Origin of the sequence: Helcococcus sueciensis DSM 17243 (assembly GCF_000423145.1) — a bacterium.
GTDB classification, from domain to species: domain Bacteria; phylum Bacillota; class Clostridia; order Tissierellales; family Peptoniphilaceae; genus Helcococcus; species Helcococcus sueciensis.
Map to the genome: position 1 here is coordinate 59,905 of NZ_AUHK01000002.1, position 26,624 is coordinate 86,528.

Annotated in this window: 39 protein-coding genes; 38 read left to right on the forward strand and 1 reads right to left on the reverse strand. The window is 30.2% G+C overall.

The annotated features are described in order from the left end of the window. Positions 1-81 precede the first annotated feature (81 nt). The 7 genes from G534_RS08875 to G534_RS0101060 are packed head-to-tail and all read left to right on the forward strand — an operon-like array spanning position 82 to position 3,706. Positions 82-216 carry a hypothetical protein gene (locus G534_RS08875; protein WP_276195769.1) on the forward strand — a complete coding sequence of 45 codons (135 nt, stop codon included), beginning with the start codon at positions 82-84 and terminating at the stop codon, positions 214-216. Continuing rightward, positions 210-1,136, forward strand: coding sequence for a YqaJ viral recombinase family nuclease (locus G534_RS0101030; protein WP_027347469.1), 927 nt, complete (start codon positions 210-212; stop codon positions 1,134-1,136). The genes G534_RS08875 and G534_RS0101030 overlap by 7 nt, the downstream gene beginning before the upstream one ends. Before the next feature lie 14 nt (positions 1,137-1,150). Then, on the forward strand, positions 1,151-1,960 hold the full coding sequence (locus G534_RS0101035) for a recombinase RecT (protein ID WP_027347470.1): 810 nt from the start codon (positions 1,151-1,153) through the stop codon (positions 1,958-1,960). Positions 1,961-1,968: 8 nt separating this feature from the next. Further along, positions 1,969-2,151, forward strand: a complete 183-nt coding sequence (locus tag G534_RS0101040) for a hypothetical protein (RefSeq protein ID WP_027347471.1) — start codon at positions 1,969-1,971, stop codon at positions 2,149-2,151. Between the two features lie 2 nt (positions 2,152-2,153). Beyond that, positions 2,154-3,023, forward strand: a complete 870-nt coding sequence (locus G534_RS08305) for a hypothetical protein (RefSeq protein ID WP_051177364.1) — start codon at positions 2,154-2,156, stop codon at positions 3,021-3,023. 4 nt (positions 3,024-3,027) lie between these two features. Next, positions 3,028-3,342, forward strand: a complete 315-nt coding sequence (locus G534_RS0101055; protein WP_027347472.1) for a hypothetical protein — start codon at positions 3,028-3,030, stop codon at positions 3,340-3,342. A 10-nt stretch (positions 3,343-3,352) separates the two neighbouring features. Further along, positions 3,353-3,706: a hypothetical protein gene (locus G534_RS0101060; RefSeq protein ID WP_027347473.1), complete on the forward strand. Its 354-nt coding sequence runs from the start codon at positions 3,353-3,355 to the stop codon at positions 3,704-3,706. Here the strand turns inward: G534_RS0101060 and G534_RS0101065 are convergent. Beyond that, positions 3,698-3,904 carry a hypothetical protein gene (locus G534_RS0101065; protein WP_027347474.1) on the reverse strand — a complete coding sequence of 69 codons (207 nt, stop codon included), beginning with the start codon at positions 3,902-3,904 and terminating at the stop codon, positions 3,698-3,700. The genes G534_RS0101060 and G534_RS0101065 overlap by 9 nt on opposite strands. Positions 3,905-4,045: 141 nt before the next feature. On the opposite strand from G534_RS0101065, the gene G534_RS0101070 reads away from it, so the two are divergent. The 31 genes from G534_RS0101070 (at position 4,046) to G534_RS0101230 (ending at position 26,536) form a co-directional block, all read left to right on the forward strand. Next, positions 4,046-4,507: a single-stranded DNA-binding protein gene (locus G534_RS0101070; protein WP_027347475.1), complete on the forward strand. Its 462-nt coding sequence runs from the start codon at positions 4,046-4,048 to the stop codon at positions 4,505-4,507. An 11-nt stretch (positions 4,508-4,518) separates the two neighbouring features. Next, positions 4,519-5,472, forward strand: coding sequence for an N-6 DNA methylase (locus G534_RS07585; RefSeq protein ID WP_051177365.1), 954 nt, complete (start codon positions 4,519-4,521; stop codon positions 5,470-5,472). A gap of 469 nt (positions 5,473-5,941) precedes the next feature. Beyond that, positions 5,942-6,298 (forward strand): DUF1064 domain-containing protein, encoded by a 357-nt coding sequence (locus G534_RS0101085; RefSeq protein ID WP_027347477.1) that lies wholly within the window; start codon positions 5,942-5,944, stop codon positions 6,296-6,298. Positions 6,299-6,346: 48 nt separating this feature from the next. Beyond that, positions 6,347-6,550: a hypothetical protein gene (locus tag G534_RS0101090; RefSeq protein WP_027347478.1), complete on the forward strand. Its 204-nt coding sequence runs from the start codon at positions 6,347-6,349 to the stop codon at positions 6,548-6,550. Next, a complete protein-coding gene (locus G534_RS0101095) occupies positions 6,519-6,974 on the forward strand; it encodes a hypothetical protein (RefSeq protein ID WP_027347479.1) in 456 nt (151 codons plus the stop codon). The genes G534_RS0101090 and G534_RS0101095 overlap by 32 nt, the downstream gene beginning before the upstream one ends. A gap of 187 nt (positions 6,975-7,161) precedes the next feature. Next, the gene (locus G534_RS0101100) at positions 7,162-7,599 is read left to right on the forward strand and encodes a terminase small subunit (RefSeq protein WP_027347480.1); all 438 of its coding nucleotides are present in this window, start codon (positions 7,162-7,164) and stop codon (positions 7,597-7,599) included. Further along, positions 7,589-8,845 carry a PBSX family phage terminase large subunit gene (locus G534_RS07590; RefSeq protein WP_034595817.1) on the forward strand — a complete coding sequence of 419 codons (1,257 nt, stop codon included), beginning with the start codon at positions 7,589-7,591 and terminating at the stop codon, positions 8,843-8,845. Before G534_RS0101100 ends, G534_RS07590 begins: the two co-directional genes overlap by 11 nt. Then, the gene (locus tag G534_RS0101110; protein ID WP_034595818.1) at positions 8,842-10,230 is read left to right on the forward strand and encodes a phage portal protein; all 1,389 of its coding nucleotides are present in this window, start codon (positions 8,842-8,844) and stop codon (positions 10,228-10,230) included. The genes G534_RS07590 and G534_RS0101110 overlap by 4 nt, the downstream gene beginning before the upstream one ends. A gap of 25 nt (positions 10,231-10,255) precedes the next feature. After that, positions 10,256-11,551: a minor capsid protein gene (locus G534_RS0101115; protein WP_169513539.1), complete on the forward strand. Its 1,296-nt coding sequence runs from the start codon at positions 10,256-10,258 to the stop codon at positions 11,549-11,551. A gap of 1 nt (position 11,552) precedes the next feature. Continuing rightward, entirely contained in the window at positions 11,553-11,765 is a 213-nt protein-coding gene (locus G534_RS0101120; protein ID WP_027347483.1) for a hypothetical protein, read from the forward strand. A gap of 113 nt (positions 11,766-11,878) precedes the next feature. Next, positions 11,879-12,058 (forward strand): hypothetical protein, encoded by a 180-nt coding sequence (locus tag G534_RS0101125; RefSeq protein ID WP_027347484.1) that lies wholly within the window; start codon positions 11,879-11,881, stop codon positions 12,056-12,058. A gap of 477 nt (positions 12,059-12,535) precedes the next feature. Then, on the forward strand, positions 12,536-13,081 hold the full coding sequence (locus tag G534_RS07595; protein ID WP_034595819.1) for a DUF4355 domain-containing protein: 546 nt from the start codon (positions 12,536-12,538) through the stop codon (positions 13,079-13,081). 15 nt (positions 13,082-13,096) lie between these two features. Beyond that, positions 13,097-13,951, forward strand: a complete 855-nt coding sequence (locus tag G534_RS0101140) for a hypothetical protein (protein WP_027347485.1) — start codon at positions 13,097-13,099, stop codon at positions 13,949-13,951. A gap of 10 nt (positions 13,952-13,961) precedes the next feature. Further along, on the forward strand, positions 13,962-14,156 hold the full coding sequence (locus tag G534_RS0101145) for a hypothetical protein (protein ID WP_027347486.1): 195 nt from the start codon (positions 13,962-13,964) through the stop codon (positions 14,154-14,156). A gap of 8 nt (positions 14,157-14,164) precedes the next feature. Continuing rightward, the gene (locus G534_RS0101150) at positions 14,165-14,476 is read left to right on the forward strand and encodes a phage head-tail connector protein (protein WP_027347487.1); all 312 of its coding nucleotides are present in this window, start codon (positions 14,165-14,167) and stop codon (positions 14,474-14,476) included. A 1-nt stretch (position 14,477) separates the two neighbouring features. Next, positions 14,478-14,783, forward strand: coding sequence for a hypothetical protein (locus G534_RS0101155; protein ID WP_051177366.1), 306 nt, complete (start codon positions 14,478-14,480; stop codon positions 14,781-14,783). Next, positions 14,780-15,247 carry an HK97 gp10 family phage protein gene (locus G534_RS0101160; protein ID WP_051177367.1) on the forward strand — a complete coding sequence of 156 codons (468 nt, stop codon included), beginning with the start codon at positions 14,780-14,782 and terminating at the stop codon, positions 15,245-15,247. The genes G534_RS0101155 and G534_RS0101160 overlap by 4 nt, the downstream gene beginning before the upstream one ends. Continuing rightward, positions 15,244-15,600: a hypothetical protein gene (locus tag G534_RS0101165; RefSeq protein ID WP_027347490.1), complete on the forward strand. Its 357-nt coding sequence runs from the start codon at positions 15,244-15,246 to the stop codon at positions 15,598-15,600. Before G534_RS0101160 ends, G534_RS0101165 begins: the two co-directional genes overlap by 4 nt. A gap of 13 nt (positions 15,601-15,613) precedes the next feature. Beyond that, a complete protein-coding gene (locus G534_RS0101170) occupies positions 15,614-16,030 on the forward strand; it encodes a hypothetical protein (protein ID WP_027347491.1) in 417 nt (138 codons plus the stop codon). 20 nt (positions 16,031-16,050) lie between these two features. Beyond that, positions 16,051-16,425 (forward strand): DUF6096 family protein, encoded by a 375-nt coding sequence (locus G534_RS0101175; protein WP_027347492.1) that lies wholly within the window; start codon positions 16,051-16,053, stop codon positions 16,423-16,425. A 59-nt stretch (positions 16,426-16,484) separates the two neighbouring features. Continuing rightward, positions 16,485-16,796: a hypothetical protein gene (locus G534_RS0101180; protein ID WP_156896555.1), complete on the forward strand. Its 312-nt coding sequence runs from the start codon at positions 16,485-16,487 to the stop codon at positions 16,794-16,796. Continuing rightward, positions 16,797-19,526: a phage tail protein gene (locus G534_RS08310; protein ID WP_027347494.1), complete on the forward strand. Its 2,730-nt coding sequence runs from the start codon at positions 16,797-16,799 to the stop codon at positions 19,524-19,526. A 14-nt stretch (positions 19,527-19,540) separates the two neighbouring features. Continuing rightward, positions 19,541-19,915 carry a DUF6711 family protein gene (locus G534_RS0101190; protein WP_027347495.1) on the forward strand — a complete coding sequence of 125 codons (375 nt, stop codon included), beginning with the start codon at positions 19,541-19,543 and terminating at the stop codon, positions 19,913-19,915. Next, a complete protein-coding gene (locus tag G534_RS0101195; RefSeq protein WP_027347496.1) occupies positions 19,915-23,022 on the forward strand; it encodes a tail fiber domain-containing protein in 3,108 nt (1,035 codons plus the stop codon). Before G534_RS0101190 ends, G534_RS0101195 begins: the two co-directional genes overlap by 1 nt. Further along, complete coding sequence (locus tag G534_RS0101200; protein WP_027347497.1) at positions 23,015-23,638, forward strand: hypothetical protein; 624 nt, start codon at positions 23,015-23,017, stop codon at positions 23,636-23,638. The genes G534_RS0101195 and G534_RS0101200 overlap by 8 nt, the downstream gene beginning before the upstream one ends. Before the next feature lie 2 nt (positions 23,639-23,640). Beyond that, on the forward strand, positions 23,641-23,781 hold the full coding sequence (locus tag G534_RS08660) for a hypothetical protein (RefSeq protein ID WP_156896556.1): 141 nt from the start codon (positions 23,641-23,643) through the stop codon (positions 23,779-23,781). Continuing rightward, the gene (locus G534_RS0101210) at positions 23,762-24,133 is read left to right on the forward strand and encodes a hypothetical protein (RefSeq protein WP_027347498.1); all 372 of its coding nucleotides are present in this window, start codon (positions 23,762-23,764) and stop codon (positions 24,131-24,133) included. The genes G534_RS08660 and G534_RS0101210 overlap by 20 nt, the downstream gene beginning before the upstream one ends. Before the next feature lie 151 nt (positions 24,134-24,284). Further along, complete coding sequence (locus G534_RS0101215; RefSeq protein WP_027347499.1) at positions 24,285-25,298, forward strand: N-acetylmuramoyl-L-alanine amidase; 1,014 nt, start codon at positions 24,285-24,287, stop codon at positions 25,296-25,298. 12 nt (positions 25,299-25,310) lie between these two features. Beyond that, positions 25,311-25,580 carry a hypothetical protein gene (locus tag G534_RS0101220; protein WP_027347500.1) on the forward strand — a complete coding sequence of 90 codons (270 nt, stop codon included), beginning with the start codon at positions 25,311-25,313 and terminating at the stop codon, positions 25,578-25,580. A 136-nt stretch (positions 25,581-25,716) separates the two neighbouring features. Further along, positions 25,717-26,169 (forward strand): Panacea domain-containing protein, encoded by a 453-nt coding sequence (locus G534_RS0101225; RefSeq protein ID WP_027347501.1) that lies wholly within the window; start codon positions 25,717-25,719, stop codon positions 26,167-26,169. Further along, a complete protein-coding gene (locus tag G534_RS0101230) occupies positions 26,162-26,536 on the forward strand; it encodes an MAG6450 family protein (RefSeq protein WP_051177368.1) in 375 nt (124 codons plus the stop codon). The genes G534_RS0101225 and G534_RS0101230 overlap by 8 nt, the downstream gene beginning before the upstream one ends. Positions 26,537-26,624 lie beyond the last annotated feature (88 nt).

The following is a 26,624-nucleotide window of genomic DNA, read 5'->3' on the forward strand; positions in this document are numbered from 1 at the left end:
TCAAAGAGTATTTGACAACTCATGGTTAGTAAAATTCCACTCTTACTAACCTAATTATATCAGAAATTAGGAGGAATACAAATGAGAAATTATGAAAGAGATTATGATAATTGGCTTTTTAAACCTTATGACTATCAAGAAGAAGATGAAGAGATGGAAGAATATGACGATTCAGATGATAGATACGAATACGAAAGGGATAAAGAGTTATGGTAGAAAAAATTGATACAAGACAAATGAGTCATGATGAATGGTTAAGTACAAGAAGCAAATATATAGGTGGATCAGATGCTGGAGCTATAGCAGGTCTTAATCCTTGGAAAAGCTTATTAAGTATATATTTAGAAAAAACTGGACAAAAAGAATTAGTTTCTAAAGATAATGAACGAATGAGAATAGGAAGAGACTTAGAAGATTATGTTGCTAAACGATTTGAAGAAGCTACAGGTAAAAAAGTAAGAAGAAATAATTTTATGATGATAAAAGAAGATTTTATGTCAGCAAATGTTGACAGAGAAGTTGTTGGAGAAAATGCAGTTTTAGAATGTAAAACTACTAATTCGTATGCTAAAGATGACTGGGAAGAAGATAGCATTCCAGTGCATTATGAATTGCAATGTCATCACTACATGATGGTAGGAGGATATGACAAAGCATATATTGCAGTTTTAATTGGAAATGAAAAATTTGTATATAAAGAGATCCCAAGAGATGAAGATGTAATTAAAATGCTTTATGAATTAGAAAAGAATTTCTGGACTGAAAATGTATTAAAAAAACAATTACCAGAAGCTGATGGAAGCGACTCATACTCTGAAGAGTTAAGGCAAAAATATAAAGGCGGAATTGAAGATTCTATAGATCTTTTAATTGATGAAGAAAGACTTACAAGATTAGAAGAATTAAAGAAAATGGAGAAAGAAATAAAGTCTCAAATTAAAAAGATAGAACAAGAAATTCAAGTAGAAATGGGAGACTATGAAGTAGCTACTACAGATTCATATAAGTTTACCTGGAAAACTCAAACTAGAACGTCAATTGATACTAAAAAGCTAAGAGAAGAAAATCCAAATATATATGATAAATACTTAAAAATAAGCACATTTAGAACATTTAGAACCAATAAAATTAAATAATAAAGGAGCTTAAAATGGCACAAGCAAAAGAATTATTAGAAAACAAAACAAATAATACAGTTAAAAAGTCTGAAAAACAAACAATGGAAAATTTACTAACCTTAATGGCTGATGAGATAAAAAAAGCACTTCCTGAAAATGTAAAATCTGAAAGGTTTAGAAGAATAGCTTTAACTGCATTTAATGGTAATAAAGATTTACAACAATGTGAACCTACATCATTTTTAGCAGCAATGATGCAATCTGCACAATTAGGACTTGAACCTAACACACCATTAGGACAAGCTTATTTAATACCTTATAACAATAGCAAGAAAAATATTAAGGAAGTTCAATTCCAAGTTGGTTATAAGGGAATGCTAGATCTTGCTCATAGGACTAATCAATACAAAAACATTCAAGCAAATATAGTTTATGAAAAAGATGAATTTGATATTGAATATGGATTAAACCCTAAGCTAAAACATATCCCAAACATGAAAGAAGATAGAGGACAAGCTATTGGATATTATGCAGTTTATAACCTAATAAATGGCGGACAAGGTTTTGAATATATGACAAGAGCAGAAGTTGAAAAACATGCTCAAAAGTTTTCTAAAACATATAGAAATGGTCCATGGCAAACTGATTTTGATGAAATGGCAAAGAAAACTGTACTTAAAAAGGTGTTGAAATATGCTCCAATGAGTACTGAGTTACAAGAAGCAACTGCTATAGATGAAAGAGTTGTGAATGAAGAAAATATCAAAAGTAAAAATGAAGATAAATTTGTCGATGTAGATTGGTCTTATGTTGATGATGTTGAAGAAGATGTTATTGAGTAGGAGCTAATATGAAAATAGAATATGAGATTTCAAAAGAATTTATTGAAAATTTAAAATCAAAAATCGAAAGCGGAAAGTTAGGAATAACATATTGTCACGGAGAGTATTTTGGTTTTGGGGAAGATTTAGAAGAGTTAGAACAGAAAATCATTGTAAAATTGCTTGAAAACGAAATCGACAGTAGGGAGTAAGAATGAATACAGATGGAATGGGGCATATCAGTCTCAATAGAGAGATAAGAGACCATCCTATTTGGAAAGCTGAACCCTTTAGTAAAGGACAAGCTTGGACAGACTTATTAATGCTTGCCAACTGGAAAGATAATTATGTCTTCGTAAAAAATAAAAACATTTTAGTTAAGAGAGGGCAAAGACTAACTAATGAAGATTTTTTATCAAAAGAGTGGAAATGGTCAAGAGGGAAGGTTCGAAGATTTTTAGAATATCTCGAAAACGATACAATGATTGAGACAACAAAAAGTACAATATATGGAACAATGATAACCATTGTAAATTACGACAAATGGCAAGGTGGCCGAACAACAAATAGTACAACAAACGATACAACAGACGGTACAACTGACGGACAGCAGACGGACAGCAGACGGTACAAGAACAATAAAGATAATAAAGATAATAAAGATAATAAAGATAATAAGAGTACTCATAGCACTCAATTCGATTATGTCATTTCTGAATGGAATAACCTGGATAAAAATATACCTAAGATTCAAAACATTAATTCAGGAACTGAAAGATATAAGTTATTAAAAGCTAGAGAAAATGAGTATGGAAAAGAAAACATAGTAAAAGCCATTAGAAATATAAATAATTCTAGTTTCTTAAAAGGCTATGAGAAATCTTGGAAGATTACATTCGATTGGTTTATAAAGCCTAATAACTTTATCAAGGTGCTAGAGGGGAATTATGATGATTCAAAAAATCATAATCATATAAATTTACACAGTAAAGATAAAAGAGATGATGTAAAAGAAAAAGAAGCGTTCGTTCAAATGAAACTAAACCAGAAGTTACCGATAAAAATTAAAAACAAGGAGAAATAGAAAAATGAAAGATCTAAAAGATTTAAGAGATTTGGTTGGATATGTTTTATTAAACTATCCAAGTACTCGAGATAAAGACGAATTATTGTATCTAGAGATATTAAGGTTAAAAGGATATGAGATGAATGCTGATACTTTTTTGAATTATAAAGATTATAACCTTCCTTCATTTTCTTCAATATCTAGAGAAAGAAGAAGAGTGCAAGAAGATGAAAGGCTTAGCAAGCATATTGTTGACTGGAAACTTCAATCAACAAAAGCAGTAGAAAAATTTAGAAGAGAATTAGAAAAACAGTATAGAAATTATTATAGGGATTAGGAGATAGGAATTGAAAAGATATTTAGACAAAGACGAAGTTCAAGAAACTATAATCAATAATTTCAAATCAGTAAGTGATTTCTGCAGATTTATAAATATATCAAGATCTCATTTTGATGGAATGATGAAAAAAAACATATCATGTGGTAAAAAGACATTGAAGAAATTAGAGAAGTTAAAAGATGTATATATAGATGACGTAGAACAGTTATTAGAACCTTTGCCAATATTGATTGGTGATGAAAAGTTTCAAGAAATAGTCATTACTGATACTCACGATAATTTAATAGCATCTATATCCTATCCAAAGACAATAGTAAACAATGATTATAAAATTGAGTACATCCCACTAGATCTAACCTAAATTATTTTTATTAGACTTATCAGGATTTGATACAGGAGTTTTAACACCATTTATAATCCTAATATGATAGTTATTATAGTTTCCAGCTTCAATTGCTTTTACAAAGGTTTTTCTATTCATGTATCTATTTGAGGTTGTGTCCTTAAAGTTTAAGTTTCTTCCAGACTTAGTTTCTCTAGTTACCTTAACTTTTCCCATATAACCTCCTTTCCTGGTTAGAAGTTTATCTTAGGAGGATGTACTCATTATAAATTATATCAAATTTGACTAAAAAATAAATATATATAGTACAGAGTGTAAAAAGAAACACAACATATAGTGTAAAAAGGAGAGTAAAATATGGCAAACATAGTAGCGCTTACTGGAAGGCTAACCAGAGATCCAGAGATAAGATATGTACAAACTAATGGTAATACAGCTGTAGTTAGATTTAATATAGCTGTAGATAAAAACCTATCAAGAGAAAAAAAACAAGAGATGGAATCTAGAAACCAACCAACTGCAGACTTTATAAACTGTGTTGCTTGGGGAAAACTTGGAGAAAATATTACTAAATATACAGGAAAAGGATTAAGAGTATTAGTAAATGGAAGAATACAAACAAGTTCTTATGAAAAAGATGGACAAAGAGTTTATATAACAGAAGTATTAGCTAATAATATTGAATTTATAGATTGGAAAGACAGTAATTTCCAAAATGGAAATAACTCAACCGTTGCAAATAATGCAACATTTGAAGAGCAACTAGACTATCCAGATGACTTTGACCCAACAGAAGATAGAGGTCGCATTCCATTTTAGGAGTGGTCATCATGGAACAAAGAAGGAATAATAAACAATTTAAGGAACATAATAATAGGCAAAAAGCTAATAAATTAGCCGAATACATTACTGGAGATAATTTAAGAAAGTATTGTAGAGACAAGATAAATGAGTATGTAAAAGGAGCTATAAGTGTATTTGATGGAGCGGTGGGAAGTGGTCAATTAGAGCAATACCTTGATGCTAGGCACATTTACGGTGTTGATGTGCAGAATGAATCATTAGAAGCTCTTGCAGAAAATTACGATAATGTGACTACTTACCATATGAGCTTCTTTGAGTTTGATGAAGATATTGAAGCTGATGTAACTTTAATGAATCCGCCATTCTCGTTAGAGTATAAAAGTTTAAGTGAAAAAGAAAAAATAAATATAGCAATGGACTTTCCATGGAAGAAGTCTGGCAAACTTGACGATATATTTATACTTAAAGGGTTGAAATATTCTAAAAAATACGGATTCTTTATAATCTTCCCAGGAGTAGCATATAGAAAGACGGAGTTAAGATTTAGGCGAGAGGTAGGAAATAATCTTGTTGAGATAAACGAAATTAGAAATGCATTTGAAGATACAAATATAAGCGTTTTATTTCTTGTCATTGATAAAGAAAAAGAAATTGATGATGTAAAAAGTTCTATATTTGACTGTAAACTAAACAAATTAATTTATGAAGAGTCTATAAAAATTAATCCTGACAAATGGGATTACGCAAGAGAGCCTGTAGAGAAAGAAGTTGTTGACATAGATTTGGTTGAAAGGGAGCTAAATGAAATAGATATTAAAAATTTGGAAAATAAATTAGAAACAAGGTTATTTTTGTATGAAACTTTTGGTAAAGATAGTGGAACAGAAAATTTTATAAATGCGTTAATTGAAATAGCCGAAACATTTAAAAGGAGATATGAAAATGCAAGAAAAGCAAAGACACAAAGCACAGCAGATTAATAAAGTGAGAAAATATCATGATTTATGCAGACCTAAAGTAAAGGGGTGTCCATTTTGTGAAACACCAATAGTCACAAATGTTTCATATAACGGAGTAAGATTTTTTGAATGTGGTAATTGTGGATTAAAAGCAAGTTTTATGTGGAGCGACGAGACACAGTCTTTAGAAGATTGGAATAACCGAAGCTAAGACCATTATCAATGGAAAACTATGAGGAATTGAAGTAAGAAAGAAATTAAATAGAAATTCTTATGGATTTGAAGTTGATAAGAAATTCTACAACTTAGCAGTAAATGAAATGTTAAAGGAAGAAGACGAGCAACAAATAGATATGATTAACTATCTAAATTAAAGTTTAAAGGCTTTTACCTACCTAGGTGTATGATTATATGACTAAAGGGTAAAAGCCCTTAAATAAACTAAAATAGGTATAAAATAGGCGATTATAAATTAATAAAGGATATTAGGTTGAGATACAACAAATATAAAAATAAAAAATCTACATATGATGGAATAACATTTGATTCTAAAAAAGAAATGAATCGATATAGAGAACTAAAACTATTAGAAAAAGGTAAGGCTATAAAGAATCTAGAACTACAGCCTGAGTTTTTACTTATACCAACACTAAGATATGAAAATCAGAAAACTGATAGAAAAACAATTTATAAGGCTGATTTCAAATACGAGAATAAAAAAGGTCAAATAATAGTTGAAGATGTTAAAGGGTTTAAGACTGATGTATATCAAATTAAAAGAAAATTATTAATTCACAATATGAGAAGCGGACTATATGGCTATGAATTTGAGTTTAAGGAAGTGTAAAAAATGAACTATTGGGAATTTCCTAATAGTTCAACCAAAGGAGGACATATGAAGTATTTTCAACTTGCAGATAAATATATACGCATTACAACAGAGATCACTTACTTAGAAGATTTAATAAAAAGTGATAATGATTTGGCTCTTGTTAGACAACTTGAACAGCTAAGATTAGATCAAAAGGAAATTGCGTCTATGATAGATGAGTATAATGGAGTGAAAAATGACGGTAGAAGAAGTGAAGGTTTGGCTTAATAGAGCTTATAGAATAGATGAGGAAATCGAAAGAGAAAAAAAAGAATATATTAGACTTGATGATGTTAAAAATTCAGTTGGTGGTAGTAATCTAGACAAGCCGAACGTTCAAACTTCTGCTCCTAAAAGTGCTAATTTTGAAGATAGAGTAATAAGGCTTGATGAAATCCAACAAAGTATAAAAGATAGGATAGTTGAAAAAGAAGAAGTAAAAGAAGAAATAGCAAAAAGTATTGATATGCTTGATGATCATTTTCAAAGGAAAGTTATTATACTTAGACACTTTAATTACTATAAATGGAATAAGATTGAAAAATATATGCATTATTCTGAAAAACAATGCCGAAGAATTTATCAAAAAGCTATAGAAAACTTAGTAAAAATAATAGATGAAAAAGAGAAACGATTAAAAGATGTCCGATAATGTCCGATTGACCTATGATATTATAGTAGTGTGGAAGATTAAAGACTGAAAGAAAATTACAACATATAAGAAGAATAGATGTATAGACTAGAGTTTATCAGTCTTTTATTACTTCTATATCATATACTTTATAAGAGATTGCCCCTCCTGCAGTCTCTTTTTTAGTACATAGAAAGGAGCTGATGATATGACTAAATTGACAATAAAACAAAAAAAATTTGCTGATGAATATATCATCAGTGGTAATGCTACAGAAGCGGCTAAAAAAGCGGGATATAGTAAAAAAACGGCTTCTGTAATTGGAGCTGAAAACCTAATAAAACCTAATATAAAAAAATACATAGAAGATAGATTAAAAGAGATAGAAGCTTCTAAATTCTTAACGATGGAAGAAGCTTTACAGATTACTGCAAGTATTGCACGTGGAGAACCTAGAATAGTAAAAAAGACAATAGGATATGAAGGTGGAAATCCAGAAATATTAAATATTTTAGAATCACCAAATTATACAGATAGTCTAAAAGCACTAGAGCATTATTACAAAATAAATGGTAAATTTACTGAAAAGCAAGAGATTGATATTAAGCCTATTATCATATCAGGTGGTGACAAACTTGAAGACTAATAAAATTTATCTTCCTGAAATTGTAGGAAAGGGATATGCTACATTTTGGAATTATGATGGAAGATATAGAATTGTAAAAGGATCTAGAGCAAGCAAGAAGTCTACAACAACAGCTCTTAATTTAATTTATAGAATAATGGCATATCCTAACTCAAATGCTTTAGTTATAAGAAAAACTTATAGAACATTACAAGATAGTTGCTATGCTCAATTAAAATGGGCATGCAATAAATTAGGTGTAGAAGATTATTTTGATTTTAGACTTGCTCCATTAGAAATAATATATCGACCTACAGGACAAAAAATTCTATTTAGAGGATTAGACGATCCATTAAAAGTAACATCTGTAACGGTAGATGTCGGAGTACTTTGTTTTTTATGGATAGAAGAAGCCTATGAAATAATGAAAGAAGAAGATTTTAATATGCTTGACGAGTCTATAAGAGGGGAAGTTCCAAATGGTTTATTTAAGCAAATAACCTTAACGCTAAATCCATGGAATGAAAAGCACTGGATTAAGAAAAGATTCTTTGATTATAAAGACGATGACATATTAGCTATAACAACAAATTATATGTGTAATGAATGGCTTGATAGTTCAGATATAAAAGTATTTGAAATGATGAAAAAGAACAATCCTAAAAGATATAAAGTAGCTGGACTTGGAGAATGGGGAATTGTAGACGGCTTAGTTTATGAAAATTGGAGAGAACAAAAATTTAATATAGAGGATACTGGGAAAAGTATCACAGTAGCAGGTTTAGACTTTGGTTATACCAATGATCCAACTGCTTTTTTTATTGGATTTTTAGATAAAGAGAACAAAAAACTATTTGTATGGGATGAAATATATAAAAAAGGACTTTCAAATAAGGCAATATATGAAGAAATTAAAAGAGCAGGATATGAAAAAGAGAGAATTACTGCTGATAGTGCAGAACCTAAGTCTATAGATGAGCTATATGGTTATGGATTAAGAATTAAGTCAGCTAAGAAAGGTCCAGATAGCATATTAAATGGTATTCAGTGGATACAAGACTTAGAAATTATAATTCATCCTAGATGTACTAATTTTTTAACTGAGATTAGTAACTATCAATGGAAGAAAGATAGGTTCGATAAAGTGTTAAATAAGCCTGTAGATGATTTTAATCACTTACTTGATGCTATGAGGTATGCACTAGAAGATAAAATCATTACAAACGAAATTAAAGTAGGAAATAGAGGAGTGTTACTGGGGTTATGACAATAAAAAGAAGTGAAATAATATTATTTAATGAAGATGGGAGCCTAAATGAAAAGGCTCTTATTTCATGTTTAAAAGAACATACTGAATCGATAGATAGATATAAATTACTACTAAACTATTACAATGGAGAGCAAGCAATTTTAAGTCGTAGAAAGAAACAAAAGGATCTATCAAATAACAGGCTTGTAATAAATCATGCTGAATATATAACAGATTTCTCAACAGCGTATTTTATAGGGAATCCAATCAAATATACATTTCCAAATGCTGATGAAAGAGAAGATGATGACGAATTATTAAAAGCTTTTAGAATTGCGAATATAGATCAAGTAGATACAGAATTATCAAGGGACTTATCAATATATGGAATAGGAATAGAATACATATATCAAGATAGAAATGGGAACACTAGAAGTACTAACCTAAGTCCAACAGAAGCATTTGTCGTAGTAGATGATACAGTTGAAGAAAACACATTGATAGGTGTCCATAGAATTATAAAAAGAGATGAAGACAATAAAGAAATAGATGAAGAAGTAAGAGTTATAACAGAAACGACTGAGTATGTATACACTTATAAAAATAACAAATTATCTCTTCTAGAAGATGAAACAAAAGAAAATATATTCAAAATGGTACCGATGATTGAATATTGGAACAAATCCAATCAAAAAGGAGACTTTGAGTCGGTAATACCTTTGATGGATGCATACAATGTACTTCAATCAGATAGAGTAAATGATAAAGAACAATTTGTTGACTCTTTACTGGTTCTTTATGGAACACTTGCTGGAGATACTACAGACGAAAAGATAGAAACAGCAAGGAGACTAAAAGAAATGGGATTATTAGAGTTATCAAACGATAATAGAGCAGAATACTTATCTAAGACATTCCACGAAACAGATGTAGAGTTATTAAGACAATCTATAGTAAGTGATATTCACAAGGTTTCTAAAGTACCTAATTTAACTGATGAGAACTTTGCAGGTAATTCATCTGGGGTAGCTATGAGATACAAGCTTTTAGGACTAGAACAATTAGCTCAGACTAAAGAGGGATACTACAGAATAGGACTTAAAGAACGTATAAAACTATATTCTGAAGTATTAAATATAAAAAATATACAAATAGCTGTAGATGATATTACAATAGATTTCACTAGATCACTTCCAGCAAACGAAACTGAAATAGGTAATCTAGTATTAAGTCTAAAAGATATAGTTTCTCAAGAAACACTACTTGGACAATTACCATTTGTAGACGATGTAAAATCAGAAATTGAAAGAGTAAACAATCAAAAGATGGAATCTATTAAACTTGCTCAAAACACATTTGGTGGCTATGACATTTCTGATGATGGTATAGAAGATGAACAGTAGTAAGTACTTTGAAAAACGTTCTGAAATGAGAATGAAAAAGGCTCATGACAAAGCTACTGTATCTATGGTACGAGTCAATAAAGCATATGATAATAGCTTATCCAGATTAAAAAAAGAAATTAGATCACTTACAAAAGAGTTTGACGGTATGAAACCAGAAGAAATAAGAGATTTTCTAAATGGACATATTAGTTATGACAGATATAATGAGTGGCTACAAATATACAAAACTACAAAAGATAAAGCAGTAAAAAAAGAAATGGAAAAGCTTATAAAAGCTAATGCTACAGGATTTAGGATTAGAAGAAAAGAAGCAATGCTAAGAGATATCGAGATGGAAAGACTTGCTATGACAGGAAGTCAACTGGATAACTTTGGTAGTCATTTAAGAAATGTTTATAAGTCTACATTAAATGAAACTGGATTTAAGGGAGTAAACAAAAACTTAATAGACGAAGCAATGAAGCATAACTGGGCTGGATCTAATTATTCTAAAAGGGTATGGCATAACAATAAAGTATTGGCAAAGAGAATAGAAACAAATCTATTTGAGTCTTTTATATCTGGAAAATCAAACAAACAAATAGTGGATGAATTAGAATCCCTTACAAATTTAGGAAGACATGCAGCAAATAGACTAGTAAGAACAGAAACATCATACATGGTAAACTCTGCAGACCTTGAAAGTTCAAAACAAAGAGGGATAAAAGCAAAGAAATTCGAAGCTACTTTGGATAGTAGAACATCTAAGGTTTGTAGAAGACATAATCAGAAGATAATACCAATAGATAAGATAAAGATAGGAGAAAATGCTCCTCCACTACATCCTTATTGTAGGAGTTTCTTGGCTGATGTATTAGAAGGCTGGGATTATGAAACGGATGAAGAATTAGAAGAGTTGATTAGTGAGGAGTATAAAGGTAATAAAGAATTAGAAAATAATAATGTAAACATTGAAGTTAATTCAAAAGATGGGTATAATATAAATAAAGATTTAGATTTAGGTAAACAACTTAATCATGTTTATGGGACAAACGAATTTAAGCAAAGGATAAAAAATAACATTGAACCTTCATACTATAATAACGAAATAGATACTATTGAAAAAGTGGGTTCAAAACTGATTGGAACTGGAGAATTAGTTATAGATAAAAACAATAGTGATTTAGCTAAAGAAAAAGTTATATCTGGGGATAATTTAGAAGCTTATGTGGTAAATAACATAACAGGTAAAAAAGTTAAAACTGATAGATCAGTCATTAGGTACAATAAGAAAAAAGGATGGCACATGTATCCTGATTACCCTAGAAAGGAAAAATAAAATGAAAACACTCACAATTAAAGATTTAGAGCTTGATGTACTCGAAAATAGATACGTTGGATTGAATTGCAAAATTTATTTGAAAGATGGTGAAGTTCTAGAGACACAAATAGATGGTTATACTTATGATGATGAACCTTTCTGCAACTATATAGAAATAGGAGAGGAAGAGATTCCATTTAATGCAATTGAAAAAATTGAAATTATTAACTAAAAGCACTTTAACAACTTACAGATGTAAGAAGTTACAGGTGCTTTTTTAATGCTTGAATTTGCTTCGGAGTAGTTCGGAGTATTTCAGAGTAGAGTTGAGAATAGGAGAAAATTATGAAATTAAAAGTAATACAAAACAAAAACAAAATTGGAAAACGAGTATTTATTGACGATTTTAATATTTCAAAAAATACAATGGACATAGAAATTGAAGATATAACACCTATCTCAATGACAGGAAGAGTTTCAATCAGAATGGTATTTGAAGAAATTGAAATTATAAAGGAGCAATAACCATGAAGAATAATTCAAATGATTATTTTTATATCTGGTATATCATTGGTTTTATCGTAACAACGGCTATATTAAACCTTTTGTTATGATATATATATAAGAATAGGAGAAAAATATGAAACTACATCAGAAGATATTATTACCGTTTATTAAGTTAGCAAATAAGTTGCTAGCTTTTTTTAATTGGAAAACTTAAATAAGAAAGGGGGTTACCGATATTGTTACTATTCAAAAGTAGAAAGTGAGGTGATCCATACTATCTCCCAAGCGATAGGGTTAAAATGCAATGGTCGGAACAACTCGAGAAAGCATTTCTCTACTTTAAGACAAATGTTTTTATTTTTAAGCGATTAATCAATAAAGATTAGTCGCTTTTTAATGTTTATAAAAGACCAGAACATGCCTAAAGTCTATAAACTGTGCAAGACTTCAAAAATATATAGTCAGACATGACTTTAAACGAGATAAGGAGAAAATATGGAAAATACACAAGAAGTGTTAAATGAAAATATCGAAAATAACTCAGTTAAAACAGAAGGTCAAGACGTCAACCAAGAAAAGGAAACTGAAAACAAAGATGTTAAATCATTTACACAAGAAGAATTAGACAAAATTATTAAGTCTAATGTTGATAGAGCTTTAGCAAAAGCAACTAAAGAAGCTGAAGAAAAACAAGAAGAAGCTAAAAGATTAGCTAAGATGAACGCTGATGAAAAAGCGAAGTATGAACTTGAGAAAAAAGAAGCTGATTTTGCAAGAAGGGAAGCAGAGCTTAACAAAAGAGAATTAACAGCTACTGCAAAAGATATACTTGCAGAAAAAGGGCTTCCACATAATCTACATACTATATTAAATTATGAATCAGCAGACACTGTGAATGAAAGTATAAAGGTTGTTGAAAAAGCAATCCAAAAAGCTGTTGAAAAAGCAGTAGAAGACAGACTAAAAGGAAACGCTCCTAAGAAATCAATAGGAACAAGTGAAGGAATAAATTACTTTGAAAGAGGAGCAAAAGTTAATTAAAAAGGAGATTAAATTATGGCAAACAATATACAAGCAGCAAAAAAATATATACCAGTATTAGATAAAATATATAAAACAGGATCTTTATCATCAGTGCTTGATGGTAATCCAGAATTAGCAAGAGAAGGGGCTAATGCAGGAGAGTTACTAGTAGCAAAAATGGTAGTTGATGGATTAGGTAACTATGATAGAACAAATGGTTATCCAAAAGGCGATGTAACATTAACATGGGAAACAATAAAAGCTGATTATGATAGAGGTAGAATGTTCACAGTTGATAATGTAGACAATCAAGACTCTGCAGATTTGGCATTTGGTCAATTATCAGATGAATTTATTAGAACTCAAGTAGTTCCAGAAATCGATGCAATGAGATTTGCAAAATATGCAACTACTGCAATTACTGCAACAAACAATAAAGAAGAAACATTGACTGATGGTCAAGCTGTAATCAAAGCATTAAGAGAAGCTGCAAATAAAATGGATGAAGAAGAAGTTCCAGAAGAAAGAGTGTTATTCATTACACCAACTCTAAAAGGAATGGTTGACGATTTAGATACTAATAAGTCTAGAGAAGTACTATCAGGGTTCACAAATGTAGTATCAGTACCACAAAAAAGGTTCTTTACAGAAATTGAATTGAAAGAAAAAGGATTTGGTAAAAAATCAGATGCAAAAGATATTAACTTCTTAATCGTTGCACAAGACGCAACTATCCAATATCCAAAACACCAAGCACCTAAAGTAGTTACCCCAGAATTAAACCAAGATGCAGATGCTTGGAAATTTGGTTATAGAATCGTAAGCGTAACTCAAGTTTATGAAAATAAAACAGCAGGAGTATACGTTTCAACTAAAGCGGCTTTATAGGAGATAGTATATGAAATTTAGAGTATTACAACCTATAGAAGATTTAGAAATTTCTGAAATCTTAAAAAAAGATGAAATAATTGAAAGAACAGGAAAAAGAGCAGAAGATTTCAAAGCTAAGCCTGATTTCTTTGAATTGATTGAAGATGATAAAGCTAAAGCTAAGAGTACTAAATCTAATAAAAAGGCAGGAGATAAGAAGTAGGAGGCTATATGGAAGCCTATAGAAAAATAATTAGAACTGATGATGATACGCTGGCTGAATTATATATTCAGCTGGCTACTCAAGCTATACTTGATTATACTAATAGAATTGAACCTTTGAATACGATGAAACCATTAATTGCAGAACTTGCTAATTTTTATGTTTTTGAAGAAAAAAGAAAAGGAATTAGTTCAAGGAGTGAAGGTGCAATTTCTGAATCTTATGAAGATTTATCAACGACTGGTGGAGTACCTGCATTTCTTAAAAATAGACTAGATAGATATGTAATTCTTCATATCGCAAAGCATAAAGGAGAATAATATGGAAGTAAGATTTGATAAAAAATATAAGTATTCTCCAAATGTTGTAATCGAAGATGAAGAAGCAAATAAAAAAGTTGTATATAAAGAAATGTTTGATATTAATGCATATATTTATCCTGCAGGTGGGCAAGTACAGGTAGAACAATGGGGTAAGGAATTACCATACATCTTTAATTTGTTGACTAATGAAGATAAGTTAAAAGAGGGGTATGGCATTGCTTTTAACTCTGATGAAGTTAATTACAAAGTAGTTAGCATTAAGCCTTACACAAACCATTTTTTATGTGAGATTAAAAAGATATGAGTATCAAAGGTTTAAATAATTTAGAACGTAAATTCAGACAACTTAGAGATATTAACATAAAACCTATAATTGAAGATGCTAGTGCAAGAGTTAGAGATGAAGCTAGAAAAAATGTAAGAGTTGATACAGGAGAACTTCAAAATTCAATAACTTATAGGTTGGAAGATAAAGGTAACGGAAATTGGAGAGGTGTAATCTTTACAAATAAAGAACATGGTTTGTACGTTGAATTAGGAACGGGACCAGTTGGAGAAGCTAATCATATTGGAATTAGTCCTGAGATTAAACCAATGTATAGTCCATCTCCTTGGGTTTACTATGATAAAGATAAGAAACAATTTTTCTATACTCATGGTCAACCTGCAAAACCATTCTTATATCCTGCACTTCATGACAATAAAGATAAGATTAAAAAGTTTATTAAGTATAGAATTAAAAAAGAATTAAGAGAGGCATCAAAATGATAAATTTTAAGCCTGAAATAGTAAAGATTTTAAAAAAAATAACAAATAACGTATCGGAAACTTATCCAGATGATTGGACTAAGCTTCCGATTATTATTTATGAAGAAGAAAACAATACACCACATACCACAACGTCTGTAGGCGAATCTATGACGCTTTTAAGGTATAGGATAGACATTTACTCAAATGAATCTACAAGTGTCTTAAAATCGAAAATAAACGATGAAATGACAAGTGCTGGATTTACCAGAGCATTTAGTTTAGATACAAACGATATAAGCAATAGACGTCATACGATAATGCGATATGAAGGTGTAATTGATTTAGATAATAATAAAATATATAAAAATTAAAGGAGATTAAAATATGTTAGCAAATGGGATTACATTAGGACATGCTAAATCAGCAGAAGGTCCATATACATTAATTGATTGTTTGAAAAAAGTACCAGATTTAGGAACTGATCCAGAGATGGTAGAAAATACTCAATTAAATGCAAAAAATAAACAATATGAAATTGGTGTTGGAGATGCTGGAGAATTTGAATATACATTTAAGTATTTAGACAATACTAAAGAATCTGAAATTAGAACACTTTTAGAAATGTCAGACGCTAAAAAAGTAGTGTATTGGGAACATAAACTTCCAGATGGAACAGCGTTCCAATTTGGTGGAACACCATCAGCAAGACTTGTAGGTGGAGAGCTTAATACACCAGTAGAGTTAGTACTTAAAATAGCAATATCCACAGATTTGACAAGAAAAGACCCAGTAGGAATGTAATTAGATAATAAGGAGATAATATGATAGAACAAATTAGAGCGCCTTTTGCGATTTGGAAGATAGGTGAAAAAGAATATAAATTAAAACTAAAAACAAGTGAGATTGAAAGACTTGAAAGGCAATATGGCATAGGTAATATTATGAATCCTATGCTAAGTGCAGGAGAAACTCAATTACCATCACTTGTATACATGCTTGACATAATTCATGGAGCACTTCAAAAATATCATCATGGGTATTCAAGGATTGATGTATCAGATTTATACGATGATTATTTAGATACAGGTGGGAATCAAACTGAACTTATAAAAGTAGTTATGGATATATTTAGAACATCTGGTTTTTTCCCAAGTCAGAGCGAAAAAAAGGGAGAAATTCAAACACCTCAAGAGTAAGTAGTCGCTCTAATTTAGAATCAATCTACTTACTTCATGATGAATGCGTAAAATCTGGCATGACATCTGAAAAGTTCTGGGAAATGTCTTTAGATGAAATAGATCTATACTTTGAACAAATCAAAATAAATAGAAAAAAAGAATTAAATGATATACAAACCTTAGCGACACTGATTACAAACGGTGTCGCTATTTGTTTAAATGGATCAGATAAAGTAGAAAAAATATCAGTATACGATATGTACGAAGATATATTCGAAGAAGATTTAATGAAAGCTAAAGAAAAACAAAAACAGATAGATTTAGAAGTCCATAAAGCAAAAATGAATGCTTTTATGGCTAGATTTAACGCAAGAAGAAAGGAGGTGTAAATGGAAACTTTAGAAGAACTAAGAGTCTTAATTCATGCTGAATTAGATCCTTATAAAAAAGAGATGAAGCAAATAGTTAACGAAACTAGAAACACATCAAATGCAATTCAAAAAGAAACTGGAAATATTAAAAAGGCTTTTCAATCTATGGGAAGCTATATAAAACGAGCAGTAATTGGACTTGGATTAGTTAAGTTTGGAAAACAAGCATTAAACCTTGCTTCAGATGTTGAAGAAACAGAAGCGGTTCTTGAACTTGCTTTTGGTAATATGCGAAACTACGTTGATGATTTTGCTAAAAATTCAATTAGAACTCATGGTATGAGTGCATTATCTGCTAAACAAACTGCAGGAGATTATATGCTCATGTCAAAGGGTATGGGCATGGTTGATGAAAATGCAGCTAAGATGTCAGTAAATGTAGCTAAACTTTCAGCAGATATGGCTTCACTTAAAAATACATCTCAAGATATGGCAAAGACTGCTCTTAATGGTATTTGGACAGGGGAAACAGAAGCTCTTAAAAAATACGGTGTTGTAATGACACAAGCTAACTTACAAGAGTATGCATATACTCAAGGTATTAAAACTAAAATAGCTAATATGACTCAACAAGAGCAAGTAATGCTTAGATACTCATATGTAATGAACTCAATGTCCATAGCAAATGGAAACTTTATCCGAGAAAGTCAAGGATGGGCTGCTCAAACTAAAATACTAGGAGAGCAATGGAAAGAGTTGCTAACTATAATAGGTCAAGGTCTTACAGTTGTTTTACTTCCAGTTTTAAGATTTATAAACAAAATAATGAGTGGTTTGATTGCACTAGGTAAAGTAGTAGGTCAAGTATTTTCAAGTATATTTGGAATGAAAGGTAGTTCTGAAAAAACGTCTAAAGTAATAGACCCTGTAAATACTTCTGTAAATACATTAAATGATACATTAGGAGATATAGATAAAAAAGGGACTAAAGGATTAAACAATTTAGGTAAATCTGCAGAACAAGCTGGTAAGAAAGCAAAAGGAGCCTTGGCAGGATTTGATGACTTAAATGTTTTAACCAATCCAGAAAAAAATACCAATCTTAAAAATCCGACAATTGGAGCTGGTGGAATAGGAACTGATGGAGTCGGAGGTATTGGAACATTAGGAAATATTCCAGACTTAAGCGAAGGAATAAAAGCACCGAATATAGATACTTCATGGGTTGATAAGTATGTAGAAAAGATTAGAAACGGTCTAGAAAAAGCAAAACGTTTCTTTGATGAACATAAGGCTGGTATTATAAGTGCTATTGCAGGAATAGTAACTTTTATAACTATTATAGTTTTATCAAAATTCCCGACACTAACATGGGCTTTAACTCATCCAATAAAATCAGCTAAGGGTATATGGTTTATGGGTATTGAATCAATAAAAGGTGCAATTACTGCATTGTCAACAACTACTATATTTATAGCTGGAGCAATAGCTTTAGTTGTTGGTGCAGTAGTTTATTTATGGCAAACATCCGAAAGTTTTAGAAATTCAGTACTTGATACATGGGAAAAAATAAAAGATTTATTCACAACTGTATTTGAAGGTGTCAAAAAAGAACTTATGGAATTCTGGGAAGAATACGGACAACCTATAATGCAGGGATTATCTGATGCTTGGGAAAACTTTGTTAATATTGTTGATAGTTTATGGCAAGGTATATTAAAACCCATTGTTGATGCAGGAATAGAAATGTTAGAAATATTATGGACTAATAAATTACAACCTCTGTTTAAAAAAACACTAACTAAATTAGGTGAAACTATGAAAGTGGTTCTAAAACTATGGAATGAAATATTAGCACCACTAATTCAATGGTTAATAGATATATTAAGTCCAGTAGTAAAATTTGTGACTGATGCATTTGTAAAAGCATGGGAATTTGTATTGACTGCAATAAAGCCATATTTTGATGGAATAAGTATATTAATTAAAGGTATAAGTAATTTCTTACAAGGTCTAATTGATTTTGTTAAAAACGTCTTTATAGGAGACTGGGATAAAGCTTGGGAAAGCCTAGAAAAAGCATTTACAGAATTGTGGGATGGCATAAAGGGATATATAAAAGGAGTTTGGGATTCTATCTTAAATATATTCGTAGGAGTAGGAACATGGTTCTACAATAACGTCTTAAGTCCTATAACTTCAGTATTTACAAATGCGTTTAATTCTATAGGTAATTTTATTTCAGATAAATGGAATTGGATTTTAGGATTGTTTACAAAAGGTGGTAAATTCTTTAGTGGAATTGCCGAGTCAATAGGTGGAGTATTTGTAAACATTGTAAATGGTTTAATATCAGGAATTAACTGGGTAATAGCCCAACCATTTAGTTTCTTAAATGGAATATTAAATAGTATTTCTGAATTTAGTATATTAGGCGGTCGTCCATTTGGTTGGATAGGATATAATCCACTTCCAGTTCCACAAATTCCATATTTGGATGTAGGAACAAACTATGTTGCTCGTGATGGACTTGCTATGATTCACGAAGGTGAAGCAGTAGTTCCAAAAAAATACAATCCAGCAATTAATGGAAATAATGAACAAATTGAATTATTAAAAGAACAAAATTCATTACTTAGATTGTTGCTTGAAAAAGATAACTCAGTTTATCTTGATGGAGACAAATTACATCAAAGTAATGAGAAAAGAAAAAGACAAGAATTTGAGCGTTATGGATACGCTTATTAGAAAGGAGTAATACTATGAAAATATTAGTAATTAATGGAGTAGATATTACTCCTTATATTGCTTTAAAAGGTTATAATTTCAGTATTGAAGATTTAGATGCGAGTGCTGAAAGGTCTATGTCTGGAACTTTGACTAGAGATAGGGTAGCTAGAGTTCCAATAATTGAAGTTACAACTGTGTCTATGCTTAAACAAGCTGATGTTGCTAAAATAAGAAACGCATGTAAGCCAGCTAGGATAAGATGTGAATTTTATAATCCAGAAGTAGGAACATTAAACGAGCATTATTTTTATGCGAAAATTAAAGGTGGAAGTATCTATTCTACAAGTAAAGGGTATCCAGAATTTGAAGCTATGACTATAAGTCTTAAAGGGTTTGGGGGTATTTAATGATAATTGATGATGAACTAAAAATGGGATTTACAAGTATCGAAAGAGAATTAGATTATTATATCGAAATAAACGGATTTAAGTATAGCTCTATAGACTTATTAAAAGACTTAAAAGTAAATATAAAAGCCGATAAAGATGGTATCTGGATAGGTAGAGCAATTCCTAAAATGTTAAATGCAGAAATAATTAATAATGGGGATGTTATAAATGCAGGAGATGAGATTAAACCTTATTTTGGTGTTAAAATAGGAGACTCTTATAAATATATAAATGTGGGTACGTTTTATGCTCAAACTCCAGAATTAACAGAAGATAGAAAAATAATAAAAGTAGCAGCATATGATAAGTTCAAAAAAGCTCAAACACTTAAATATGGAGATATATCATATCCTACTACAATAAATAATATTGTTGATTTAATAGCTTCAAAATTAGAAGTACAAGTAGATAAAACAAACTTAATGTTTTTAGATTATACAATTAAAAAAGAAATCTTTTTTGGAAAAGATAAGACTGTGATTGAATTGATAAATGCAATAGCACAGATGAATATATGTTTTGCATATCTAGATTATGACAATATATTGAAATTTAAAAGACCAGAAAGAGTAGTAACATCACTTAGTGCAAATAATGTATTTAAGGCTAGGATTAAAAATTATCAAGACAATTATGATGCAGTAGTAATAAGTAGACAGCCACAAAATGATGATGTAGTACAAAAAATGAGTCAATATCAAGTAAATTCAGTAGAAGTAAAACTCTCTAATAATCCAATTTTGGATTTGGATAGAGAGTTTTTTGCAAATTATTTACTTGGTACAGCGATAGGAATACCACCTCATTATGGACTTGAAATCTTAGAAATGCAATCTAATCCACTTTTAGAAATTGGAGATTTGGTTTTCTGGGGAAATAAAGCTGTTTTAGTTTTAGAACATGAAATCACTATGTCAAGATCTATTCTAAAATCACAAATTGCAGAAAAAACTGAAACAGACTTCAAGAAAGCAAAAGGCATTGAAAACTTAGCTATTAATACAGAATTGTATGTAGATAAGGTTAAAAATGAAATTGTAGCAAAAATAGGCGATGAAGTTGAAAATAAAGTTGTTGAATTAAAACTTGATGAAAAAGGTATTGCTCAAAGAGTTAAGACAGTTATTGAAGAAAATAAAGATGAACTTAAAGGAGATACTGGTCCACAAGGACCAAGAGGTCCTCAAGGTCAAAGAGGAATACAAGGATTAAATGGTAAAGATGGTAAAGATGGACAAGATGCAGAATTTAACTTAGTTAGCTTGATTAATCAAGAAAAAGGATACCATTTGTATGGGGGTAATACTAGAACTAATGCATTTAAGCATAATACATCTTCATACATTCCTATTAAACCAAGCGAATTATATACTTTAAGCAAAGACACATCTAGAGTAACATCAGACCAATATTTAAGATATGCGTTCTATGATTCTAATAAACGATATATTAGCCAATCACAAACTGATATGGATTTATTTAGTATTACTACTCCAAGTAATGCTATTTTTATGAGAATATCATATCCTGATGACTCAAAGCCTATGCTAGAAATTGGAGAAAAGAAAGAAAGAGATTATTATCCAAATCCGAAAGATACAGTAGCTATATCGGAATTTGAAGCTTATCAAACTATTACAAATGAAGGTATTGCTCAAAAAGTAAGTCTATCAACCTATAATTCTAATAATAACAAAATTGATACTAGATTTGCTGAAACAAAGCTATATATAGACGATAAGATAAGTACGTATAAAGTTACTGCAGATAATATCAAGCTTGAAGGTTATACTACTATAAATGGTGGTTTTAAGGTTGATAACAAAGGAAATGTGATAGCTACATCTGGTCAGATAGGAAGTTGGAATATTAGCGATAAATTTTTATGGTCTGGAAGTGGTAGCAATTATGTAAGATTTTCTGGTGCTGATGGATATGCTCCATTTTTGGCAGGTGGAGATGATTGGAGTAGTGCATCTTTTGCAGTATCCTCAGATGGATTAATAAAAGCTACTAACGCTCATGTTTCAGGAACTATCAACGCTAAAAGTGGAACTATCGGTGGGTTTAACATTGATAATAATACTTTATATGCTGGTAGCGGATCTTCTTATGTAAGAATATCTGGAGCAAGTGGTTACACCACTATCTTAGCTGGTGGTTCTGATTGGAATAGTGCCAAATTTGCAGTATCTAGTACTGGAACATTAAAGGCAGAAGGTGCAAACATTTCAGGGACTATAACAGCTAAGTCAGGGAGTATAGGTAATTGGAATATTAATGATAATGGAATATATCGTTCAGGCAATGGCTATTACGTTCATATTATGCCTACAAATAATTACCCAATATTTTTTGGAACAGATTCAAACAATTCAAGGTTTAGAGTAACACAAACAGGTACGGTACTCGCTCGTGCTTTTACACTTGAAGGTGGAAAAGTTGGGGGAACTAATGTCTATAGCTCATATATGAGTGGTGGCAGTTGGAATAGTGCTAACGGTTCAGGTTCATTTAGTGGAAGTGCTAATTTTAGTAGTGGTAGCTATACAGGATCTCTATATTCTTCAAATGGAAGACTTGGGGGAAGTAATTTCAGTAGTGCAGACTCAACGACTGTTTTTGCAGGGACGGTAAGAGCAGGTGGTTTAATAACAAAATACATTGATTTAGAAGGTGGATATATTGTAGGTGAATATAATCCTGGTCTTAGAAATTATACAAAAGCAAGGCTTAAAATTGGAAAATGGGAAATCGAAAACTCGGATATTAGACTTAAAGAAAACATAAAAGAGTTAGATTATGAATTTAATAAATATATCTATGATATACCAATAATTAAGTATACCTATAAATCAGATGACAAACACAATCCACAAGTTGGAGTAAATGCAAATTATTTAATGAAGATACTGCCAAATTATATGGCTAAAACCTTTCTACATCAAGATGAAATTACAGGACTTTATGGAGCAAACTATGAGCTCTTAACACCTTATTTAATTAAGGTAGTACAAGAGCAAAATGAAAGACTAAAGAAGTTAGAGGAGAGATTGAATGGCTGAAATTGTTTCAATAATTTTAAGAAAATTTGAAGATAAATGGGAAATTGGTGTAGTTAGAGATGATGACTATACTGAAAAAAAAGAGACAGATACAGAAAAATATCAAGATATAATTGATGAAATAGTTAAAATTGCTGAAACTATAAAAAGTGAAGAACAGAAATTAATTGAAAATCTTGAAAATGAAAAAAAAGAAATACTTAAAATCATAACTGAAAAGACTCCTGATGAAGAAAAGATAGAATTAATAAATTCTTATCCTCTATGGAGTCCAAACGGAGTAGAATACTGGTCGGATATGGAAATACCTTATGTTGTTTATCCAGATTATGAAACAGGGAGTTTATATAAAGTGATTTCTAAAGATAAAGTAAAGAGTCAATTTGATTGGAATCCTCAAGTTGCAGTTAGTCTTTTTAAGAAAATATTACCACCAAATGTAATAGCAGAGTTTGGTAAAAACTTAGATGGCAGTAAAAGAAACTTAGCAACAAATCCTTACATGATAAATGAAAAATGTATAGAAGATGGATATATCTATAGTTCACTTATTGATAATAATGTGTGGGCTCCATCAAACTATCCTACAGGATGGGAAAAAGAAAGAGAGGTTTAATTATGGAAATTAAAGTTGAAGATCTACTAGAAATAATAGGTGATTTATCAAAAGAAAATGCACTGTTAAAGGTGCAAATAAAAGCCCTTTTAAGAAAACAGGAAGAAAAGGGGGATAAGGAAAATGAACCAAGCACAAATTAATTTTATAATGGATATCCTATTTCCTATAGGCACTTTTGCAATAGGCGTAATGGGAATGTATATATCTTATTTAAAAGGCAAACAAGATTTAAAGAAAATGCAAAAAGAGCAAATACTAAAAGAAAAGCAAGTAGAAGATACTATTAAAAATGCTAAACTTGCTCTTGAACTTGCAACTAAAAACGCACAAAGAATTGATACAATTGAACCTAAACTAGTTTTACAAGATATTCAAAATAAACTGGTACTGAAAGCACTAGTAAATATGATGAAATCTTTAAAAGAGCATGGTATTAATGGAAAAACTGATGAAAGTATAGAAGAAATCGAAAATTATTTGATAAATAACTAGATTTACTTGTATAAGCGTTTATTCAGTTATTTAAAGGGTTTTAATTAAAAGACATACAAATACATGACTAAGGATTTAAAAACGTCTTATACTTGATTTTATAAGGTGGTTTTTATCCTATTTTATATAAAAAAAAATATAGGAGGTAAAATTGACTGTAATTAGATTTAATGCAGGTCATGGAAAAGGTAAAAAGTATAATAGGGGTGGAATTAAGTTTAACGAAGGTGACGAAAACTATAATTTTACAGGTTTACTATTAGAAAAATTATCTTCCTATGATGTAGATGCAAAAGAATTAAGACATACAAAAGGTAACGGTGAGTTTGAGAGAGATTGGGATACGATAAGAAATTGGGGTAGCGGTGCAGATTTATTTTATTCAGCACACTCCAACGCTTTTAACGGTCAGGCAACTGGAGTAGAAGTGTTTTTAAGTTATAAGTCAATTAAATATTATAACTTTGCAAAAGAACTAACAGAAGTTATCTCTAAAACTTTAGGAATATATAATCGTGGAGTTAAATTTCAAAATAGAAATACAGGATCATACGAAACATATCCTCAAGCAAATTCAAGTAAGAATGACTGGTTGAATGAATTGTATCTTAACAAAGCTAAATGTGTATTGCTTGTAGAGCATTTCTTCCATGACAATATAAATGATACTAATAGTTACCTTAAAAACAGAGATAAGTTAGCTAATGAAATTGTTAAAGTAATTGCTAAACATTTCAATTTAAAATTGAGAAATAGTGTAAAAGTAAAATCAAATTCAAATAAAAGCAATTTAGCAACAATCAAAGTATCAGCACTTAATGTTAGAAAAGAACCAAACACTAAGTCAAAGATAGTAACAGTAGTTAAGAAAAATGAAGTTTATACAATTGTTGAAGTAAAAGGAAATTGGGGCAAGTTGAAATCGGGTGTAGGTTGGATTTATTTACCTATGACAGATTTTAAAACTTCAAAATATACAACTGGGTTGTATCAAATAACTTCAAGAGCATTAAATATTAGAAAAAAACCTAGTTCAAAATCTGAAATAAACGGGGTTATTAGAGATAAAGGTGTATATACAGTTGTTGAAGTAAAAGGAAGTTGGGGCAAGTTAAAATCAGGTGCAGGTTGGATTCATCTTGCATACACAACAAAGATAAAATAAGGAGATAATATTATGGAAAATACATTATTAATAATATCAATAGCTATATTAATTGAAGCATTAGTTACTTATGCAAAAGAAATAAAAGAAACACCAGTATTAATAGGTACTGTTGCAGTTGGTATCGTGATAGCATACTTATTCAATGCAACACTATTTAATAGTTTAGGAATGGAAGTTAATCACTATGCAGATATAGTATTAACTGGTATAGTTGCAAGTAGGGGTTCAAATTATTTATATGATTTAATAGGTAAGTTTACAAATATTAGTAAAGAGTAGGTTGTATTCCTACTCTTTTTTTGTTTTAAACAATATGTAGAAACGTTTATCAAGTGTGCACATCATGTAGTACTATTATTAATCATAATTTAATGTTATTATTAATGTGAATAGTAATAAAGAAGGAGGGAGAGATATGGCAAGCGTTTATGATGTGGCTAATTGGTTTTTAACAAAAGATAGTTTGACTCCCAAAAAAATACAAAAATTAACTTATTATTATTATGCTTGGGGATTTGCACTATATGAAGAACCTATGATAGAAAATTGCGATTTTAAAGCTTGGGTACATGGACCCGTAAATTCAGATTTATATGATAAATATAGAAAGTATAGATGGAATTATATACCTAAGTATGAAGGTAAAACATATGAATTTAATGAAAAAGAACAAGAGTTGCTAGAGTCTGTGTGGTTAACATACGGAGATAAGAGTGCAAATGAATTAGAAGCTTTAACTCACAAGGAAGCACCATGGATTAAAGCTAGAAATGGGATTGATGACAGCGAATTATCTAACAATATAATATCACCAGAAGATATGAAAAATTATTATTACTCTATCTATGCAGGTGAACAGGGTGACTAAACTAAGTCAAAATATACAAAGCCCAAAAGGTACTAGGTTAACGAGCAAAAAAGATATTACTTTTAAAATCGCTATTGAAGAAAAGCTTGATAATGGATATGATTTCAAAAAAATGAAACAAGAGCATATAAAGTCTTTCCACAATTTTTTAGAAGAAACAATATATAAGGAATTAACAATAACTAAAGTAGAAAAATTATTTTTAAGAACTAAAGGAAAATTCAAAAATAGTAGACGATTTAATGGAAAAGAAGTTGAAGAAATACATTTAGGAAAAGATAGAGATCCTTTTAGAATATTTGGTTATTACAAGTCCGATTATTTTGTAATAACTAGAATAGATCCTAAACATAAAACTCATAAATAAAATTTTTTAGATTATTATATGTTATTAATTATATAGCTAAAAATGTTAAAGAGTAGGTTATATCCCTACTCTTTTTTTTATGCGAAAA

Bases quoted from the DNA above. Each gene is read 5' to 3' on its own strand.
- G534_RS0101195 (WP_027347496.1), top strand. From the start codon at position 19,915: ATGATAATTGATGATGAACTAAAAATGGGATTTACAAGTATCGAAAGA.
- G534_RS0101170 (WP_027347491.1), top strand. From the start codon at position 15,614: ATGTTAGCAAATGGGATTACATTAGGACATGCTAAATCAGCAGAAGGT.
- G534_RS0101055 (WP_027347472.1), top strand. From the start codon at position 3,028: ATGAAAGATCTAAAAGATTTAAGAGATTTGGTTGGATATGTTTTATTA.
- G534_RS0101065 (WP_027347474.1), bottom strand. From the start codon at position 3,904: ATGGGAAAAGTTAAGGTAACTAGAGAAACTAAGTCTGGAAGAAACTTA.
- G534_RS0101120 (WP_027347483.1), top strand. From the start codon at position 11,553: ATGAAAACACTCACAATTAAAGATTTAGAGCTTGATGTACTCGAAAAT.
- G534_RS0101180 (WP_156896555.1), top strand. From the start codon at position 16,485: ATGACATCTGAAAAGTTCTGGGAAATGTCTTTAGATGAAATAGATCTA.
- G534_RS07585 (WP_051177365.1), top strand. From the start codon at position 4,519: ATGGAACAAAGAAGGAATAATAAACAATTTAAGGAACATAATAATAGG.
- G534_RS0101110 (WP_034595818.1), top strand. From the start codon at position 8,842: ATGACAATAAAAAGAAGTGAAATAATATTATTTAATGAAGATGGGAGC.
- G534_RS0101100 (WP_027347480.1), top strand. From the start codon at position 7,162: ATGACTAAATTGACAATAAAACAAAAAAAATTTGCTGATGAATATATC.
- G534_RS0101090 (WP_027347478.1), top strand. From the start codon at position 6,347: ATGAAGTATTTTCAACTTGCAGATAAATATATACGCATTACAACAGAG.
- G534_RS0101125 (WP_027347484.1), top strand. From the start codon at position 11,879: ATGAAATTAAAAGTAATACAAAACAAAAACAAAATTGGAAAACGAGTA.
- G534_RS0101175 (WP_027347492.1), top strand. From the start codon at position 16,051: ATGATAGAACAAATTAGAGCGCCTTTTGCGATTTGGAAGATAGGTGAA.
- G534_RS0101210 (WP_027347498.1), top strand. From the start codon at position 23,762: ATGAACCAAGCACAAATTAATTTTATAATGGATATCCTATTTCCTATA.
- G534_RS0101035 (WP_027347470.1), top strand. From the start codon at position 1,151: ATGGCACAAGCAAAAGAATTATTAGAAAACAAAACAAATAATACAGTT.
- G534_RS0101160 (WP_051177367.1), top strand. From the start codon at position 14,780: ATGAGTATCAAAGGTTTAAATAATTTAGAACGTAAATTCAGACAACTT.
- G534_RS08660 (WP_156896556.1), top strand. From the start codon at position 23,641: ATGGAAATTAAAGTTGAAGATCTACTAGAAATAATAGGTGATTTATCA.
- G534_RS0101145 (WP_027347486.1), top strand. From the start codon at position 13,962: ATGAAATTTAGAGTATTACAACCTATAGAAGATTTAGAAATTTCTGAA.
- G534_RS0101115 (WP_169513539.1), top strand. From the start codon at position 10,256: ATGAGAATGAAAAAGGCTCATGACAAAGCTACTGTATCTATGGTACGA.
- G534_RS0101155 (WP_051177366.1), top strand. From the start codon at position 14,478: ATGGAAGTAAGATTTGATAAAAAATATAAGTATTCTCCAAATGTTGTA.
- G534_RS0101030 (WP_027347469.1), top strand. From the start codon at position 210: ATGGTAGAAAAAATTGATACAAGACAAATGAGTCATGATGAATGGTTA.
- G534_RS0101150 (WP_027347487.1), top strand. From the start codon at position 14,165: ATGGAAGCCTATAGAAAAATAATTAGAACTGATGATGATACGCTGGCT.
- G534_RS0101095 (WP_027347479.1), top strand. From the start codon at position 6,519: ATGACGGTAGAAGAAGTGAAGGTTTGGCTTAATAGAGCTTATAGAATA.
- G534_RS0101070 (WP_027347475.1), top strand. From the start codon at position 4,046: ATGGCAAACATAGTAGCGCTTACTGGAAGGCTAACCAGAGATCCAGAG.
- G534_RS08875 (WP_276195769.1), top strand. From the start codon at position 82: ATGAGAAATTATGAAAGAGATTATGATAATTGGCTTTTTAAACCTTAT.
- G534_RS0101200 (WP_027347497.1), top strand. From the start codon at position 23,015: ATGGCTGAAATTGTTTCAATAATTTTAAGAAAATTTGAAGATAAATGG.
- G534_RS0101220 (WP_027347500.1), top strand. From the start codon at position 25,311: ATGGAAAATACATTATTAATAATATCAATAGCTATATTAATTGAAGCA.
- G534_RS0101040 (WP_027347471.1), top strand. From the start codon at position 1,969: ATGAAAATAGAATATGAGATTTCAAAAGAATTTATTGAAAATTTAAAA.
- G534_RS0101225 (WP_027347501.1), top strand. From the start codon at position 25,717: ATGGCAAGCGTTTATGATGTGGCTAATTGGTTTTTAACAAAAGATAGT.
- G534_RS08310 (WP_027347494.1), top strand. From the start codon at position 16,797: ATGGAAACTTTAGAAGAACTAAGAGTCTTAATTCATGCTGAATTAGAT.
- G534_RS07595 (WP_034595819.1), top strand. From the start codon at position 12,536: ATGGAAAATACACAAGAAGTGTTAAATGAAAATATCGAAAATAACTCA.
- G534_RS0101165 (WP_027347490.1), top strand. From the start codon at position 15,244: ATGATAAATTTTAAGCCTGAAATAGTAAAGATTTTAAAAAAAATAACA.
- G534_RS08305 (WP_051177364.1), top strand. From the start codon at position 2,154: ATGAATACAGATGGAATGGGGCATATCAGTCTCAATAGAGAGATAAGA.
- G534_RS0101140 (WP_027347485.1), top strand. From the start codon at position 13,097: ATGGCAAACAATATACAAGCAGCAAAAAAATATATACCAGTATTAGAT.
- G534_RS0101190 (WP_027347495.1), top strand. From the start codon at position 19,541: ATGAAAATATTAGTAATTAATGGAGTAGATATTACTCCTTATATTGCT.